This is a genomic window from Algibacter sp. L4_22, from assembly GCF_023473045.1.
In the GTDB taxonomy this organism is placed as follows: Bacteria; Bacteroidota; Bacteroidia; order Flavobacteriales; family Flavobacteriaceae; genus Algibacter.
Map to the genome: position 1 here is coordinate 20,828 of NZ_JAMCOK010000003.1, position 15,746 is coordinate 36,573.

The window sequence follows — 15,746 nt, forward strand, 5'->3', positions numbered from 1 at the left end:
TTGCTTTTTGTCCGTTACACGCAGAAAACAATAAAGTAAAAAGCACTAAAGTGACTATTGATTTTTTCATAAAATAGATTTACATATAAGCATTTATAGTACTTTGTCCTTTTTTGTATTTTTTATAAGTCCAAAAAGCTAACCCAAGTGTTATTGCAGTACCTAATAAGATGGTGTTTAATGTTCCTAAATTTTCTGCTATAGCAAGCATAATTCGCTTTAATCCTCGTCTCCCACCTGAAATAGTAACTCTTTTACCAGCTTCAATATCTTTAGCTGTCATCGTAATTGCCAATGTAAAAATCAAAGACACTAAGGTATAAGCTGCTTGTTTTATCCAAGTAGATATTGACTTACTTTGTATAGTTTGTAATGATAAATGATTGGTCTTAGTTATTATATGTTGAAGTGTTTCTGTATATTCTTCAATAGAATTTAATTCTAAATAAGTTTTCTCTTTTTTCTCTTTTTCAACAAAGAAAAGTTGAATTCCATTTTCGTTTTCAAAAGGCACTATTTTAGTTATTTTAGAATATGCAATAACATGCTGCGTATCTAAAAACCCTTTTTTTTCTGCATTTATCTTTTCTAAAAATACATCTTTTGTTTTGTAATCTTCATCCGACAGTTTTAAACTATCATCCGTAATTAAGATATTCTTTATTAAAGTCGCTTTTGTATTAATTATAAATTTTTCCATTTTAGTTAAGCTTAACAGATTCTTGTTGTTTCAATTTTTCTAAAATCACAAAAGCAACTGTCGCTGATATTAAAACGGCAGGTATCATAACTACTAAGATTCCATCACTGTCTACATCAAAAAACGCAAATGCAATGATGAAAATTAATATTTCAATGGCAAACCAAGATATAAACGTGGCTGCAATCCACTTACCTGGTTTAATACCTTTTTCTGCTGCGATTTTTCTAATTTGCTTGGCAAAATAACCGAGTGCTAATATTTCTAACATAATATTTGATTTGTTTAATACAATGTTACAATACTAATACTGTGTTTTAAAGAGTGAACATTTATTCGTTAGGGAATAGTTAATATCTGTCCTTAATATCTCTACAACTTAGAATGATGTGAATTTAATTGTTAGCCTACGAATTTCATTTCTTAGTGTGTATTCTTTTTTTGTTGCTTTTTTATAATTTCTAGTAGTTGATTAAGTTTATTTCCTTTTATAAAGTTTTCATTAATTTGTATTGTGGAATCGTATATGAATTTTAGTTTCACTTTTCTGAAACGCAGATAGTTGCTTCTTTTGGCGTAAATGGCTAAAATGAAAAGAGCGGAAGGTGAAGATGCCATATCTATTACTTTTATTTTAACTTACCAATGTACTCCTAGCTTTTAATCTAAATTTATTTGGAACTATTTTGACATCAACCTTAATTTTAATTCTATTTTTGTATTCACTTTTTCTTCATTTTTAAAGCCTGCTTCTAACAAATCCTGATTTCCTAAAATACCACGTACTATAGCATCTTCGATATCTTTAGATTCATTGGTTTCTTTTGAAGAAATTTGACGATTATTTTTATAGACATTGTACTTAGCCTTTATATTAACATTACAAATCTTACCTGTTTTATCTATTATAAAATCGATATAAAAACTGGTGTCTTCAGCTACTTTTGAAAAATCAATGTAATAATTAAGCGCAGAATATAATGATGTATAGAGGCAATCAATTAAACAGTTCTCTTCAAATTGAACATTTTTAAATTTAGGTGGTGTATCTAAATCATTCATAGAATAGACTTCTTCATCATCGCATTCTATATTCTTTATTTCTGAAGTTTCAGTATATGTAGCTGGTAGTTTTTTGAGTTTTAATTTAGAATTCTTGTAGTCTTCAATCTTTTCGATTTGAAACATTATGTTGTGCAACAGAAAGAAATAATTATGATCTCTTATTAAAAAATCATAATAGTCGTTATCAATTAAAAGCTCATTTCTATCGGATAAAATGTATTTTTTATTTTCTAAAAAACTGAAGTCTTTTGGCTTGTTGGTTGAAAAGGTTTGATCTTCTTTAAAATTTAAAATTAAATCATTGACATGCTCATTCATTTCTGCTCGTTCATCGTTATTTAAACTTCTCCCTTGCGTTATATAGGTCCAGTCTATTACTTTCCATTTTCCCTCTAGCTTAATATTGCTATCATCTTGAGCTGTGCATGAAAACGTTAGAGATATGCTTAATAACATTAAAAAATTAAAAATTCTCATGGTTTTTATTTTAAATAATTTAACTTTTTTTTTAATGAATTTGGTTTGTGTAAAATGTTATTAATCCAACAATCCTTTAGCTCTATCCCAAAGCCCCTCATCTTCAAAACAACTAAAAATTATTATGGCTAAAAATGCTAAGATTGAATATTTCATAATTATATTTTTTGATGTTGTAGGTTGTAATAAGAATGATTGTCTTTTATGAAACTAAAAAAGTAATAATTTGTGAATTCAATTTTTCTAGAATCAGTAATAACGTTATTATTATTATTGAGCAGGCCAATTCTAAATTTTGAAGAGTGATATTGATTAAGAAGTATTGCTGGTAAAAAATACCCTTTTCTGTTTTGTTCAAAATAACCCTTTTTAATTTTACCTTTAATCAGGTAAGACTTTATATAGGTTTCATTGACATGCAATGTGGCACTAATTCTTTTTTTATTTATGACTTTTAAGGTAATATAGTAACATGGTTTTTCTTCCAATTTCATGTCGTAAATAATCCTAGATTCCTTGCTTTTAAAATATGAACCCCAAAAATAATCTAGGTATCCAGCGCTTTCAGCTTCATTATTCTCATAAGTCCCATCGAGTAAGTGTAAATTTTCTTTCGTTAATTCTATTTTGTTTTCAATAACTTCAGTTTGCTTTAATGTGGCGCAAGAAGACGTTAATAGGATTACACAAGTATATAGTAAAAGCTTATGTAATGGCATTTTAAAATTCATTTTTTGGTTTATGGCTATATGGTTTATAGTACTAGTGAAATAAATCAACCATTACTGTTTTATAAATAGTATGACTAAATACAATAGAACTATTGGATAAAATATTTGAATTTACCAAACCTGTTTGTTGACTATTGAGAGTAATGCTTACATTCTTGATGGTGCTTTCGGAATCCATTAAATAAGATTTTGGTATTTTATATTCACCATGTTTTGTTTTTAACGAATCTATGGTAACACCATCATAGGCATTTGATGTAATATTATCTGCTGGCTTAGGCTTTTCAATGAATTTATTAAATTTTAATTGATGTGAAGTAAGAAGGTTAGTCCATTTTATACGCATACTGTTTGCATCATAAATCGTATCTGGTATTTCAAATTTTGTTAGATTATATGCTTCATTTGGTTTTATAAAAGCCAGTGCATGTTTGGTGCTATCTGGCAATATAATTTCAAAATAGTAGGATGCTTTTTTAGACAAACTATCAGTAGTGTAAAATGATGTTTTGGTGTAATACAAGTCATTATGCACATACAATTCCATAGGTATATTGTTGACCAGGATTTTTACTTCGTCATTAATAATTTGCTTATCTCTATCAGATAGGGAAACTTTAATTTGTCTTAAATCCTCTTTTTTATTATTGGTTTCTATTAGGAGGATCGCTTTATATTTAGACAAGTCATTTGCATCTTTGCCTCCAAGTGTTGAAACATCACAACTACTAAAAATCAGTAATAAAAGTAATAGCTTTAAATTTTTCATTTCTATCTGTATGATGAATAACTGTATTTAATATTAGTAACTATAAACTATTAAACCTATTGCTAAAGCAACTATCATAATTGTAAAATAAATTATAGCTGTTACCATTTTACCAGAGAGTTTATTATTTGTTTTATCTCCTAGTTTTCTTAATACTTTTTTTTCGCCCTTAGAGTATAAAAAATGTTCCTTAAAAAAGCCACTAAACACCAATAGTACCATAAAAACACCAGCAAGTATCTTCTTAATCGGTAGCGTATTTAAAAAATATTCCATAGCTTTTGATCTGTTTAAACAATAAAATTTTAATTAAACATTATACAGTTCTGGGTTATAGGAAAAAAAACCATATACAAAGAGTAATACCACTAAAAACAGTAATAAACCAAATACTATCCGTACCCTTTTACGTCCAAAGACTTCTATAAAATAGGCCATATTAAAATAACCACCACCTGGTTCTAAAACCCAATCCCAATCTAATATAACTCCTAAAATTATAAATAGAAACGCAGCTGCGCCAAATAGGTAACCATATTCTGGATTAAGCTCCATAAAATTTGTAAATTCTTCTACCATTGATTTGTAATTTTTAATGTTACTTCTCTTTAAAATTTCTAAAATTGTACTTTATACTATTTGTTTATTTTCTCTATAGACTTCCAAGTTTCTAAAGCCCATTCAATATCCCTTGCTTCATCAAAGTAGAAAAAGCTTTGTAATACTTCATTATCTATACTACTGAAGGTGCACAATAGATTGTAAGTGTAATCTTTGCGTTCATCATACTCTTTAATGTGATAACCTATTTTATTAAAAGAGTCTTCATGAAACTCGTAGCGTTTTAAAATAGTGTTAGCCTCGTTTCTAGTATCAATATCTTCTTTTTGGGATTTTAAAATTTCAGATTTTATTTTGCCATCGTAATTCCAAATTGCAAGTCGTATCGTTTTATCTCCAGTAGTAAACATCAAATCCTTAGCATCTGCGTTTTTTTCAAATAGATTATTTATGGTTATTCCCCAATTTTTTGAAAGCTGATGTTTTACTTCAAAATCATCCTCTAACGGATAATCAAAAACCTCTTCCCAATCTGCATTTTCTTCTCTTTCCCAAACGCTTCCATATCCTTTGTATAGTAATAATTCTGAAATACTATTATCTACTTCTAAAATTGTTTTGGCATCGTAAAACCCAAAATTATCTGCATTGTTCGAGTACTCATCACTTTCAAAGCCAGAAAACATTCGCCAACCACTATCATTATCATTAGAGGGTTTTTCTCTAAAAATAAAATGTGGTTTCATATCATCTTTAAATAGCATTGAAGAAGCCATTACAGCTCCTATATTAGGAAAGTCTTCAATTTTAATTTTTTTCATATTGCTATACTTTTAATTTATCCTAAACGAGTATTAGAAACCAGATTTTTTCTATTCAAATTCTACACTTCTTTTGCATCAGCCTCAATTTATAAATCTAATAATCTATTGTAAACCTTCTCTATTTTTATATGCCATCACATTTTTATAGAGTAGAAAAATTCTGTAAATATTTTTTCCGTTTCTAATTATTTCATTAAAATCTTCCCCATAAGTAACAGATGACAAAATTAATACGCCTACACATTTAATGTCGTTTCCGTAAGTTAATAAATCTGTGCCTTCGTTATAGTGATTCCTATTTAAAAATGTATTTCTATAATTTATCAATTCATATTTCTGTAAGAATCAATATTAACACTTTATCTAAAGTCTAAAGAACATCAATTAATATTCGTTGGCTGTGAGTTAATATTTGAAAAAAAGGGGATAACACCTCATATTAAAACATTCAAAATAAGCCTATAGCTTTAATAACAAGCTTATTGAACTATTCACATACGCCATAAACGATTACAAAACTGACACATCGTCTATAGATTTAGAAGCATTAAAGTATGCTACTCATATAAAATTCAAATTAATATTATCAAATATAGACTGACAACTAACGAATATAGATTGAGGCTATTATTCTCTTAGCTATTCATGTAATCTTGTACCGAACAAATAAATATTAATGAACAATTATTAAAATACAACCATTTATAGTTCAAAACAAAAACACATTTTTAATTTAATCGCTAATATATTTAGCGAAAAACAAACTAACAATTATGAAAAACATTTTAAAAACCTTTTTAGCCGTTTCAGTATTAACATTATCATCTTGTGGTATGGATTCTTTAGTTCCAAAAAACTTGAATGACGCTGATGACATTGCAGTAATTAAAGCTACCGTTGAAGAAAAACTTGGAGCTGACAAGATGGTTAACAAATTAACCCTTAGAGCAGATGATTATCTATCTAGTCAATTTGAAAGAGCTCAAATAACCTATATGAGAAATGGTAAAGAATATTCCCAAGATTATTTTTTAAAAGTCGTTAACGATCCTAAAAAATCAATGTTTCAAAGAAATTCACATGATGGTGCTATAAAAATATCTGAATTCAATTTTGAGCAGATTCCTCCAAGTTTTAATAAAGCCGTTGAAATGATAAAAGCAGAAACGGATGAATACCATGATTTTGTAATGTACGAATGGGAGTTTGTTGTAGACAAAAACAATGAGGTAACATCTACTTTTGAACTAAATGGTACTAAGAAATCTGAAGGAAGCCATATGGAAGGTAAATCTATAGTAACAAACTATTATGAATTTAAATTTACGTCTGACAAGGATGGTAATCTACAACTTAAAATGTAAGGTTAAACACTGTATACTATAAATTAATCAAAACTAGAATTATATGAAAACTACATTATTAGCCAGTTGCGCATTTCTATTTATTTTTCTTCAATCTTGTGGATCAGGAGGAAGCGATACTTACCTACTAAACAACTCAGAAGGCCTAAAAGGACTGCAAACTAATTTAATAGAAGAATTTGGTGGAGACAGAGCCGTATATGGCTTAGGCTTAACAACAAAAGACCACTTAACAAGTGAATTTGAAATGGCAACCATAACTTACGTAGAAAATGAAAAAGCTTATTCTCAATCTTATATAACGGGTCCATATGGTGTGAAGATAGAACCTACAGAAGTTAAAGATATTGTAAAAAATGAATCATTCTTTAAAGACAAAAAAGGGAAGATAAAGATTAAGGATTTGGATTTGACAGTAATTTTAGAAAACTACAACAAAGCCATTAAAATGATTGAATCTACAACCGACCAGTTTTCTAATTTTCATATGAAAGATTTCAATATCGATGTTATAAATGACAATAAGGTAAAGGTTAGATTTGTTATAGAAGGGGAAAAACCAGATGGTAAAACTACGTATTATGGAGAACGTGTAAGAAATACTAATACTTTTCAATTTGAATTTAAAGCAGATGAAAATAATGTTCTAAAATCTACCGAAGGATTAGAGGGTTAAGAAACAAATAATTACAAACTAAAAAACATAAGTATGGGATTTAAAGACATGTTTTCAAAACTATTAAAAAGCGTAACACCCGAATATGATTTAGAAGAACTCTCTTACGAGAAGTTGAAAAAAATGGAAGGTCAAGGCTTTGACGTTAAAGAACTCCTTGAAAAATACGAGAAAGGTGAGAATAAAAATCAACTTTTGGCTCGTATAAGATTTGAAGATGTTAACATAGATCTGAGCAAAATACCCAATGCTACTGATGTTAGTTTGTTAAAACCTTATATAGATTCTAAACTCGATCCAGATTCCGATTTTATAAAAAAAAGCATGTCTGCTCCATTAATGGGAAAAGATAGCTGGAAACAGAAAGTAAAAGAAGGCGAAGTGATAATAGCTACAGTTATACAATGTGCGCCTCAATTATGGGAAACACACGAAGATGTTGGGTATGGTATGCTAGTTTGTGCGTTGGTTGAAAAAAACGAATACAAAAACAATCCTCTATTTTTAAAATCTATAAGTGAACTACTTAATAACTTTAGAGATGAAGATAATTTGCCTGCAGGTTTATCACAAAGAATGACTAAACTTCATAGTGATTTGGATAATCCGAATTCTACATTCGATATTAATTTAGATCAAAGTTTATTAGATGCTTACGATTTTCAATTTGAAAACAAACGTGTAATGACTTCAGATATTAGAGTTGCAACTATTGGTTTCTCTGATAGCCAAAATGATAAATTGCCAAGAAAAGCAATAGGTTCTGATGGTTTGTTACCATTTATTGCTTTTGATAACAGAAAACAATTTCATGTTAACAACTATAAGGTAGTAAACGGAGAACTTTACAGTATATAAGTATTACTCAATAATAAAAGTTTAAGTCTCATAAAATAAATTTTATGAGACTTTTTTATAACTATAATGTGTGTTTTTTCTGAAAACTATTGGTTTATTAATCTATTTCCCGATACAGAAATTAGCAAAAATATTCCCCAGCAAATCATCATTAGTAATTTCTCCGGTTATTTCACCAAAATAATACAACGCCTGACGAATATCTATCGCCATTAAATCTCCCGATAAACCTATTTCTAAACCTTCTTTTACTTTTCCTATTTCTTCAAAAGCTTTTAAAAGCGAATCGTAATGTCTGGTATTGGTAACAATAGTATCGTTATTTCTCAATGCGCCGGTATTTACAAAGCTTAAAAGTTTATCCTTTAATGCTTCGACACCCGTACCTGTTTTAGCGGAAAGTAGATGGATATTTTCAATTTCGGCCTTAACGATATCTATTTCTTTATCATCAAGCTTATCTACTTTGTTAGCAACAATAAGTAATGGTTTTAACGGATATTTATTTTTAATTTTTTCAATTTCAATTTTAAAAGATTTCAGAAAAGAAGTTTCCTTAAAGTTACTACCATCAGCAAGAAAAACAACTACTTGAGCCTGATCTATTTTTTCAAACGTCTTTTTAATACCAATACTCTCAACAACATCGGTTGTTTCTCGAATACCAGCGGTATCAATAAACCTAAAGCCTATTCCTCCAATAGAAATTTCATCTTCAATAGTATCACGCGTAGTTCCTGCAATTTCAGAAACTATGGCACGTTCTTCATTTAAAAGCGCATTTAACAGCGTAGATTTACCTACGTTTGGCTCTCCAACAATAGCTACAGGAATTCCGTTTTTAATCACATTTCCAACTGCAAAGGAATCAATCAATCGCTTTAATACAAACGTAATACGTTCGGTTAAATCTTTAAACTGAGACCTATCGGCAAACTCCACATCTTCTTCTGCAAAATCGAGTTCTAACTCTATTAACGAAGCAAAATTCATAAGTTCTTCACGAAGCTTTGCTATTTCCGAAGAAAAACCACCTCGCATTTGTTGCATAGCTATTTGGTGAGACGCTTCGTTATCACTAGAAATTAAATCTGCCACAGCTTCTGCCTGACTTAAATCTAATTTTCCGTTTAAAAAAGCACGTAATGTAAACTCTCCAGGCGATGCCATACGGCAACCTTTCCGGATAAATAACTGTATAATTTCTTGTTGAATATAATTAGAGCCATGACACGATATTTCTACCACATTTTCTCCTGTGTAAGAATTCGGGTTTTTAAAAACAGATACTAAAACCTCATCTATAGTCCGTTTATCATCAATAATATGACCTAAATGAATAGTATGTGTTTTTTGTGTTAAAAGTGACTTATTACTCTTAACAGATTTAAAACTTTTATCGGCAATAGTAATGGCTTCTTGTCCAGATAATCGAATTACAGCAATGGCTCCTGCTCCCGAGGGTGTTGCTAATGCTACTATGGTATCGTCATTTATCATTCTGCAAAAATACTAAAATTGTAAAAGGTTATGGCTATAACTTTTGACTCAAATAATAGCTTCAATATTTATTTTTAGTGTTCTATATAAATAAACCATGTTACACTTTTCTGATTACTGTTTTTTAAAATTAAAAAACAGTAATCAGAAATTAAACGAAATGAAAAACGCAATAAAACACATGCAAACATTATGAAAATGCTAAGACTTCTTATCAAAACCCAACAATAATATTGAAAATCTATTAAAAAAATGTGACTATTTAATTTTAAGAGTGTCTTAATAACGAGTCCCTACAGCTCATACTAAACTTTAATCCATTATAAATTATGAAAACTATTGAATCTGAATTCTCAAAGCATATTGTAAAATCTGAACAAATGCCGTTGGGAGATATTCACTTTTTTAACCATATAGCCATTATAGAATTTAAAGAAGGCGTACATGTAGATATTTATAACGTTTCTGGAATTTATAAAGAATTATTGTCCTTCTACGGAATATCGAGACCATTCGGTATTATTGCAAACAGAGTGAATTCTTACTCCATTAACTTATTAGACATAAGTAGTTTTAAGAAAATAATGAAAAATCTTTGCGCTTACAGCGTTGTAAGTCATAATTTAGCAAGTGCTATGAATGCCAAAATTGAAAGTAATTTCTGTTCCCCAGAAAATATTCATTTCGAAGACATTAACGAAGCTGTTAATTATGTTTTCAGTAAGGTAAAAACCAACGTCTCAATTTCCTTAAACTAAATAAATTCCGTCAGGTTTAATTTCAATCAAGCGCTGTCTATAAAGCGTTCCAACGGCCTTTTTAAAATTCTTTTTACTCATTTGTAATTGATCTTTTATAGCTTCCGGGCTAGACTTATCGGTTAAGTTTATAAAGCCACTATTATCATGTAACTCATGCATGATTTTTTCGGCGTTAGGCTCGATATTTCTGTAACCTATTTGCCCTAAAGTAATGTCTAATTTATTTCCAGGACGAATTTTTTTCACAATCCCTTTAAGTCGATCTCCAATACTTAAATCTTTAAATATTTGATCTTTATAAATTAAACCTATATGTTTTTTATTTACAATCACATTCATCCCAATATCCGACGGGTGCGATACAATTAAATCTACCTCATCAAATTCAGCAACAGTTAATTCCGTATTATCTAAAAACCTATTGGTTTTACTAGATGCTACTAAACGTTCTGTTTTTTCATCTAAATAACAATGCACCAAATACCAACCTCCCGGTTTCATTTTAAATGCTTGCTCTTGAAACGGACAAAACAATTCCTTTACCAAGCCCCAATCTAAAAAGGCACCGTAATCGTTAACTTCATTACAACGTAAAAGTGCAAAACCATCACGCATTACATACGGCATATCCGTAGAAGCAACAGGGCGTTCGTCGTTATCTAAATACACAAAAACCTCAAGTTTCTCCCAAATTTTAAATTCCTTCGGAACGTATCTGTTTGGTAACAAAACCTGGTTATCTTCATTATCAATTAAATAAGCACCGTGCTCACTTTCGCGAAGAATTTCTAATGTATTTACTTGTCCTAAATGTATCATGCAGCAAAGGTAATGATATTAGAAAAAAGAATCTAGATTTAAATAATTAGAAAAGATAAAATTTTAGAAGAACATATACTTAATGCAAAAAGGCGCTACATAAATGTAACGCCTTTTAATCTATAGAGTATTATTCTGTAATGTTAGTATACAGATTCTTTACTGAAATGTTTTGTTAATAGGTAATAAACAACAGCCCTGTACTTATTACGATTCGATTTTCCGTATTGCTCTAACACAGCATCGATAGCTGAATCTAATTTAGCATCATCAGCTAATCCTAATTTTTTAATTAAGAAATTGTTTTTTACAGTTGCTAATTCAGATGCGTCTGAACCTGAAACTGTAGAAGAGTCCTTGTTATAAATAGATGGTCCACAACCAATGGTTACTTTTTTTAATAAATCCATGTCTGCTTCTACGCCACATTTTTCTTTTAAATCGGCTGCATACTTTACAATTAATTCGTCTCTTTTACTCATGTTTAGAATGTTTTAAATAGGGTTAATAAATTAAGTTATTAAGATAACTATTTTTAAGACACAAAATAAATCGATAGGTCACATAATTATTTTATTTTCTTGAAATAATTTAATAAAACCTCGTCGTTAATAGCCTTAGGTGTAAACACTTCTAGTAATTTTGGTTGCTCTCCGCTTTCATAAAATGAATTTAACGTCTCCTTTAATTCCAATTTATTTGAGGCTGAGCTATAATCTAAACCATACATTTTACATAAATGCTCCGCAGTAAGGCTGTGCTTTGTTTCAAAATAAGTATCAAAATTCTCAGTATTTTTATGTCCAGGCAATATTCTAAAAATTCCACCACCTTGATTATTCACAATAATTATTCTAAAATTTTTAGGTATATAATTATTCCAAAGTGCATTGCTATCATATAGAAAACTTAAATCTCCTGTGATAAAAACAGTTGGTTTATTATTCGCCACAGCCGAACCTATTGCAGTGCTAGTGCTACCATCGATACCACTTGTGCCACGATTACAAAACACCTCTAACGTTTTATTTAGGTTGAATAACTGCGTATAACGAATGGCAGAACTATTACCAACTTGCAAAATAGAATTATCGGGAATCGATTTTAAAATTTTGCTAAATACTGCAAAATCCGAAAAGGGGATCTCCTTTAAATATTGCTTATGCTTTTCTAATCTGTTTTGTTTTTCGGCAGCCCAAAAACTATTATAATTACTTTTTACATAATGTGTTACTTTCGGTAAAAACTCCGAAAAAAACTGATTTGGAGAAGCTTCAATATGATTATTTAAACTAAAAAAAGTATCGTTCGCATCCTTTTCATCAATATGCCAATGTTGTTTAGGTTTATACTTTCGTAGGAATTGTTTAATCTTTTTCGAAACAATTAAACCTCCAAACGTAACTAATATCCCTGGTTGAAGTTGTTTTTGCTCTTCTTCTGATAAAGGCGCTATTAATTGATCGATACTATTAAAAAAACGAGGATGATGTAAATTTGAAGTGCTTTCGGTTAAAACAATAACACTATCATCTTCCGATAATTCATCCAACCATTTTTGCTCAATAGTATTGGGTTGATTTACACCAACTAAAATCATTTTTTTTGTAGCCGAGTTCCAATCCTCGAAACACGATTTTAAAAGATGTTCTTCAATTTCGGTTTCTTTAAACGGAATTTCTATAACCTTTGGAGAAACACTCAATGTTTCAACCATTTCATAAAGAGGCTCATCAAAAGGAATATTAATATGAACAGGTCCTTTTTTTAATTTTGAAATATTAATGGCCGTATTTATTTCTTCTTCGTTATAAGTTTGAATACCTTTTTGCAAACCTAGTAAACGTTCAAATTTATCCTCTAAATTTTTAAATATTGGAAGTTCTTCGGCGTTAGGCACATTTTTTTCATCCTTTAAATCCAACTTTAAATTAGCTGAATATAAAATGTGATTTTTAAATACATTTTTCTGATTAATAGTCTGTCCATCACCTATACCAATCAAGTGCTTAGGTCTATCGGCCGATAAAACGATCAACGGAATATTACTAAAAAAAGCCTCGGCAACTGCAGGATAATAATTAAGCAATGCACTACCCGAAGTACAAACCACAGCCGTTGGTTCTTGTGTTTTTTGCGCAATTCCTAATGCAAAAAATGCCGCACAACGTTCATCAACAATACTATAACTTTTAAAAAAAGGATTGTGAGAAAAACCAATGGTTAAAGGTGCATTTCTGCTACCTGGAGATAATATTATATGTTTAATTCCTTTAGCTTTACACAACTGAATAACCGTTTGCGCAAGCGGAATTTTTGGATACATCATAAAAATTTAAAATATCCTCAAAAATAAGAATTACTACAAGAAATTAAGTGCTTACAACACCTTTTTAATCACTAAAGATTTAGAAACCGTTTCTTCCCATTCGCTTTCAGGGCAAGAGCTTTCCGTAATTCCACCACCAACATAAATAATGGCGTTGTTTTCTTTTAATTGCATACAACGCAAATTTACGTACAATTGTGTACTTTTTTTAGTTGTAGCATATGCCCTATTTTCAATATTACGTTTTCCAGAACGTGGCGCCAATATTACGTCTAAATTCAATTCTCCTAAAAAACCAGTGTAAAATTCACGATTATAACTTTCATTTTTTAATATGAATTGCTTAGCATCCAATTTTGGTAAACCACATACAGCTGGCGTAGGATGTAAACTGTAAAGTAAATCTTTTAAGCTAATAGCATTTGGCCTTAAAACACCCCAAATCTTAGTTTTTAAATGCAGTAAATTTCCAGCTTTTACCGTTTCAACTGCAGATATTTTTATATTATCAATAGTCGATTTTATATTATTTAAAATAAAATCGGTAACATATTGCTGTTCTTGCAATTCTTTATCTTGCCATTCTACATCAAGGCTCCCATTATAATTTTGTGTACCAGCCAATGCCATAATTGAAAAACGTTGACCTTCAATTTTAACCAAAGTTTCTGGTGTTGCACCCAACCACAGTCCAACTTTTGGATGATACCAACAATACACAAATGCCGAAGCATAATGCTCTAATAGTTTTTTAAAAATAGAAAGTGGATAATTATCAGAAAGTAAAACCGTTTCCGAACGTGACAAAACCACTTTTTTAAACTCATTATTCTTAATAGCTTCTACCCCACTTTTAACGAGGTTAATATGTATTTCCTTTTCGGAATTATTCTGAGTTTTTGGTTCGTTATTCGATGTCACTATATCGCTTAATACCGTATGAGCTGTCTTAAATTTTTCAGAAAACTCCAAAGGCATTAAAACCGATTTTTCGGTATTATCAAAAGGAGAGAATACGAAGCCTTTTTCCGTGAAATCTTGAGTAAATATTAAATCGTCTGTTTTTTGAAGTAACGCATTTATGCTATTTTCATTTGGCTTTCTATAAACAACAAATGGCAATTCTACGTTGTATTGACTTTCAATACGATTAAAAAATTCGTTAAAAGTCATTCTTATCTTTTAGGTAAAGAAATAGTAGATAAACGACAAATAGAAATTAAATTATCATCATCGTCCGTTACTCTTATATCCAATAATTGCGTGGTTCTCCCCTTATGTAAAAAGGTTGCTTTAGCATATACAAATCCGCTTTTCACACTTTTTAAATGGTTTGCTGTAATTTCTAAACCACGAACAAAAAGGTTATCCGTATTAACAAATACGTGCGTTGCAAAACTACCTACACTTTCTGCCAAAGCTGCTGTTGCTCCACCATGTAACACGCCATCTGGTTGGTGCACTCGAGAATCTACAGGCATTCTAGCCGTTAAATAATCATCACCAAAATCTACCATTTCAATGTTTAATGTTTCCATTAATGTATTTTTACAAGCTGTATTAGCTTTTTCTAAAACTGCTTTTTTAGATAATTCCATAAGAAATTGTATTTTTAATCGCGTTTGCAAAAGTACAAAATAATAAGAGTCTTTGTCTCGAGTTTACTCAGGCTTTTTATTGCCTTGAGAACCAAAGAATATTAAAATATTTAAACCGCATTACTTTATATATGAATACACTCATTTTAGAAAACAACCGAGTAAAACTAAGCCTTTTAACTTTAGATAATTATTTTGAAATCCTTAAAATAGGTCAACAAAAAAACTTAGTACAATATTCACCAAGTAAAGTGGCTACACCAGAAGATTTAAAAAATTATGTACAAACGGCCGTTAAAGGGTATCAAAACAAAACCGTTATTCCTTTTTTAATTTTTGATAAAAAAACGAATGCTTATGCTGGCACAACCCGTTTTGCAAATATTGATTCGCATAATAAATTATTACATATTGGTTGGACGTGGATTGGTCACGAATTTCAAGGCACAGGTTTAAATATAAATATGAAATTTTTAATGCTTCAATATGCTTTTGAAACTTTAAAGTTTGATAAAGTAGAATTCCGAGCCGATGAACGTAACATAGCATCTAGAAAAGCTATTGAAAAAATAGGTGGTAAACTAGAAGGTATTCTTCGGAAAGATATGCTGATGCTCGATGGTTTTAAACGAAATTCTTGTTGTTATGGTATTTTAAAGGAAGAATGGCTAGCTATTAAAACTTCCGTTTTTAAAGATTTTTAACATGAATATA

The 15,746-nt window shown here is 29.9% G+C and carries 20 protein-coding genes; 5 read left to right on the forward strand and 15 right to left on the reverse strand.

Features of this window, described 5'->3' with window-relative positions; all coding sequences use genetic code 11:
- Window positions 1–79: 79 nt before the first annotated feature.
- The 9 genes from M4I23_RS08195 to M4I23_RS08235 all read right to left on the reverse strand — a co-directional run bounded on the left by M4I23_RS08195 (window position 80) and on the right by M4I23_RS08235 (window position 5,454).
- Window positions 80–700, reverse strand: a complete 621-nt coding sequence (locus tag M4I23_RS08195; protein WP_158851314.1) for a hypothetical protein — start codon at window positions 698–700, stop codon at window positions 80–82.
- Window position 701: 1 nt separating this feature from the next.
- Window positions 702–971, reverse strand: coding sequence for a hypothetical protein (locus tag M4I23_RS08200; protein ID WP_158851316.1), 270 nt, complete (start codon window positions 969–971; stop codon window positions 702–704).
- Window positions 972–1,381: 410 nt separating this feature from the next.
- Window positions 1,382–2,242, reverse strand: a complete 861-nt coding sequence (locus tag M4I23_RS08205) for a hypothetical protein (RefSeq protein ID WP_158851318.1) — start codon at window positions 2,240–2,242, stop codon at window positions 1,382–1,384.
- A 158-nt stretch (window positions 2,243–2,400) separates the two neighbouring features.
- Entirely contained in the window at window positions 2,401–2,961 is a 561-nt protein-coding gene (locus M4I23_RS08210; protein WP_249754079.1) for a hypothetical protein, read from the reverse strand.
- A gap of 43 nt (window positions 2,962–3,004) precedes the next feature.
- Window positions 3,005–3,658, reverse strand: coding sequence for a hypothetical protein (locus M4I23_RS08215; RefSeq protein ID WP_249754080.1), 654 nt, complete (start codon window positions 3,656–3,658; stop codon window positions 3,005–3,007).
- 117 nt (window positions 3,659–3,775) lie between these two features.
- Window positions 3,776–4,018: a hypothetical protein gene (locus M4I23_RS08220; protein WP_249754081.1), complete on the reverse strand. Its 243-nt coding sequence runs from the start codon at window positions 4,016–4,018 to the stop codon at window positions 3,776–3,778.
- Between the two features lie 33 nt (window positions 4,019–4,051).
- Window positions 4,052–4,321, reverse strand: a complete 270-nt coding sequence (locus M4I23_RS08225) for an immunity 17 family protein (RefSeq protein ID WP_249754082.1) — start codon at window positions 4,319–4,321, stop codon at window positions 4,052–4,054.
- A 56-nt stretch (window positions 4,322–4,377) separates the two neighbouring features.
- Entirely contained in the window at window positions 4,378–5,124 is a 747-nt protein-coding gene (locus M4I23_RS08230; RefSeq protein ID WP_249754083.1) for a DUF2185 domain-containing protein, read from the reverse strand.
- A gap of 105 nt (window positions 5,125–5,229) precedes the next feature.
- Window positions 5,230–5,454 carry a hypothetical protein gene (locus tag M4I23_RS08235; protein ID WP_158851329.1) on the reverse strand — a complete coding sequence of 75 codons (225 nt, stop codon included), beginning with the start codon at window positions 5,452–5,454 and terminating at the stop codon, window positions 5,230–5,232.
- Between the two features lie 446 nt (window positions 5,455–5,900).
- Between M4I23_RS08235 and M4I23_RS08240 the strand changes: the two genes are divergently transcribed.
- The 3 genes from M4I23_RS08240 to M4I23_RS08250 are packed head-to-tail and all read left to right on the forward strand — an operon-like array spanning window position 5,901 to window position 8,025.
- A complete protein-coding gene (locus M4I23_RS08240; protein WP_158851331.1) occupies window positions 5,901–6,491 on the forward strand; it encodes a hypothetical protein in 591 nt (196 codons plus the stop codon).
- Window positions 6,492–6,534: 43 nt separating this feature from the next.
- Complete coding sequence (locus M4I23_RS08245) at window positions 6,535–7,167, forward strand: hypothetical protein (RefSeq protein ID WP_158851334.1); 633 nt, start codon at window positions 6,535–6,537, stop codon at window positions 7,165–7,167.
- 33 nt (window positions 7,168–7,200) lie between these two features.
- Window positions 7,201–8,025 (forward strand): hypothetical protein, encoded by an 825-nt coding sequence (locus M4I23_RS08250; RefSeq protein WP_249754084.1) that lies wholly within the window; start codon window positions 7,201–7,203, stop codon window positions 8,023–8,025.
- Between the two features lie 102 nt (window positions 8,026–8,127).
- On the opposite strand, the gene mnmE is transcribed toward M4I23_RS08250, so the two are convergent.
- Window positions 8,128–9,525, reverse strand: a complete 1,398-nt coding sequence (gene mnmE / locus M4I23_RS08255) for a tRNA uridine-5-carboxymethylaminomethyl(34) synthesis GTPase MnmE (protein ID WP_249754085.1) — start codon at window positions 9,523–9,525, stop codon at window positions 8,128–8,130.
- A 329-nt stretch (window positions 9,526–9,854) separates the two neighbouring features.
- On the opposite strand from mnmE, the gene M4I23_RS08260 reads away from it, so the two are divergent.
- Complete coding sequence (locus M4I23_RS08260; RefSeq protein ID WP_158851338.1) at window positions 9,855–10,283, forward strand: hypothetical protein; 429 nt, start codon at window positions 9,855–9,857, stop codon at window positions 10,281–10,283.
- Here the strand turns inward: M4I23_RS08260 and M4I23_RS08265 are convergent.
- The 5 genes from M4I23_RS08265 to M4I23_RS08285 form a co-directional block, all read right to left on the reverse strand.
- A complete protein-coding gene (locus M4I23_RS08265; protein WP_158851340.1) occupies window positions 10,275–11,105 on the reverse strand; it encodes a S1 RNA-binding domain-containing protein in 831 nt (276 codons plus the stop codon). The genes M4I23_RS08260 and M4I23_RS08265 overlap by 9 nt on opposite strands.
- A gap of 143 nt (window positions 11,106–11,248) precedes the next feature.
- The gene (locus M4I23_RS08270; protein ID WP_158851342.1) at window positions 11,249–11,587 is read right to left on the reverse strand and encodes a DUF2853 family protein; all 339 of its coding nucleotides are present in this window, start codon (window positions 11,585–11,587) and stop codon (window positions 11,249–11,251) included.
- A gap of 86 nt (window positions 11,588–11,673) precedes the next feature.
- Window positions 11,674–13,434 (reverse strand): 2-succinyl-5-enolpyruvyl-6-hydroxy-3-cyclohexene-1-carboxylic-acid synthase, encoded by a 1,761-nt coding sequence (menD, locus tag M4I23_RS08275; protein ID WP_249754086.1) that lies wholly within the window; start codon window positions 13,432–13,434, stop codon window positions 11,674–11,676.
- Window positions 13,435–13,485: 51 nt separating this feature from the next.
- The gene (locus M4I23_RS08280; protein WP_249754087.1) at window positions 13,486–14,607 is read right to left on the reverse strand and encodes a chorismate-binding protein; all 1,122 of its coding nucleotides are present in this window, start codon (window positions 14,605–14,607) and stop codon (window positions 13,486–13,488) included.
- A 2-nt stretch (window positions 14,608–14,609) separates the two neighbouring features.
- A complete protein-coding gene (locus M4I23_RS08285; RefSeq protein WP_158851348.1) occupies window positions 14,610–15,032 on the reverse strand; it encodes a PaaI family thioesterase in 423 nt (140 codons plus the stop codon).
- A 131-nt stretch (window positions 15,033–15,163) separates the two neighbouring features.
- On the opposite strand from M4I23_RS08285, the gene M4I23_RS08290 reads away from it, so the two are divergent.
- Window positions 15,164–15,736 carry a GNAT family N-acetyltransferase gene (locus tag M4I23_RS08290; RefSeq protein ID WP_249754088.1) on the forward strand — a complete coding sequence of 191 codons (573 nt, stop codon included), beginning with the start codon at window positions 15,164–15,166 and terminating at the stop codon, window positions 15,734–15,736.
- Window positions 15,737–15,746: the final 10 nt, after the last annotated feature.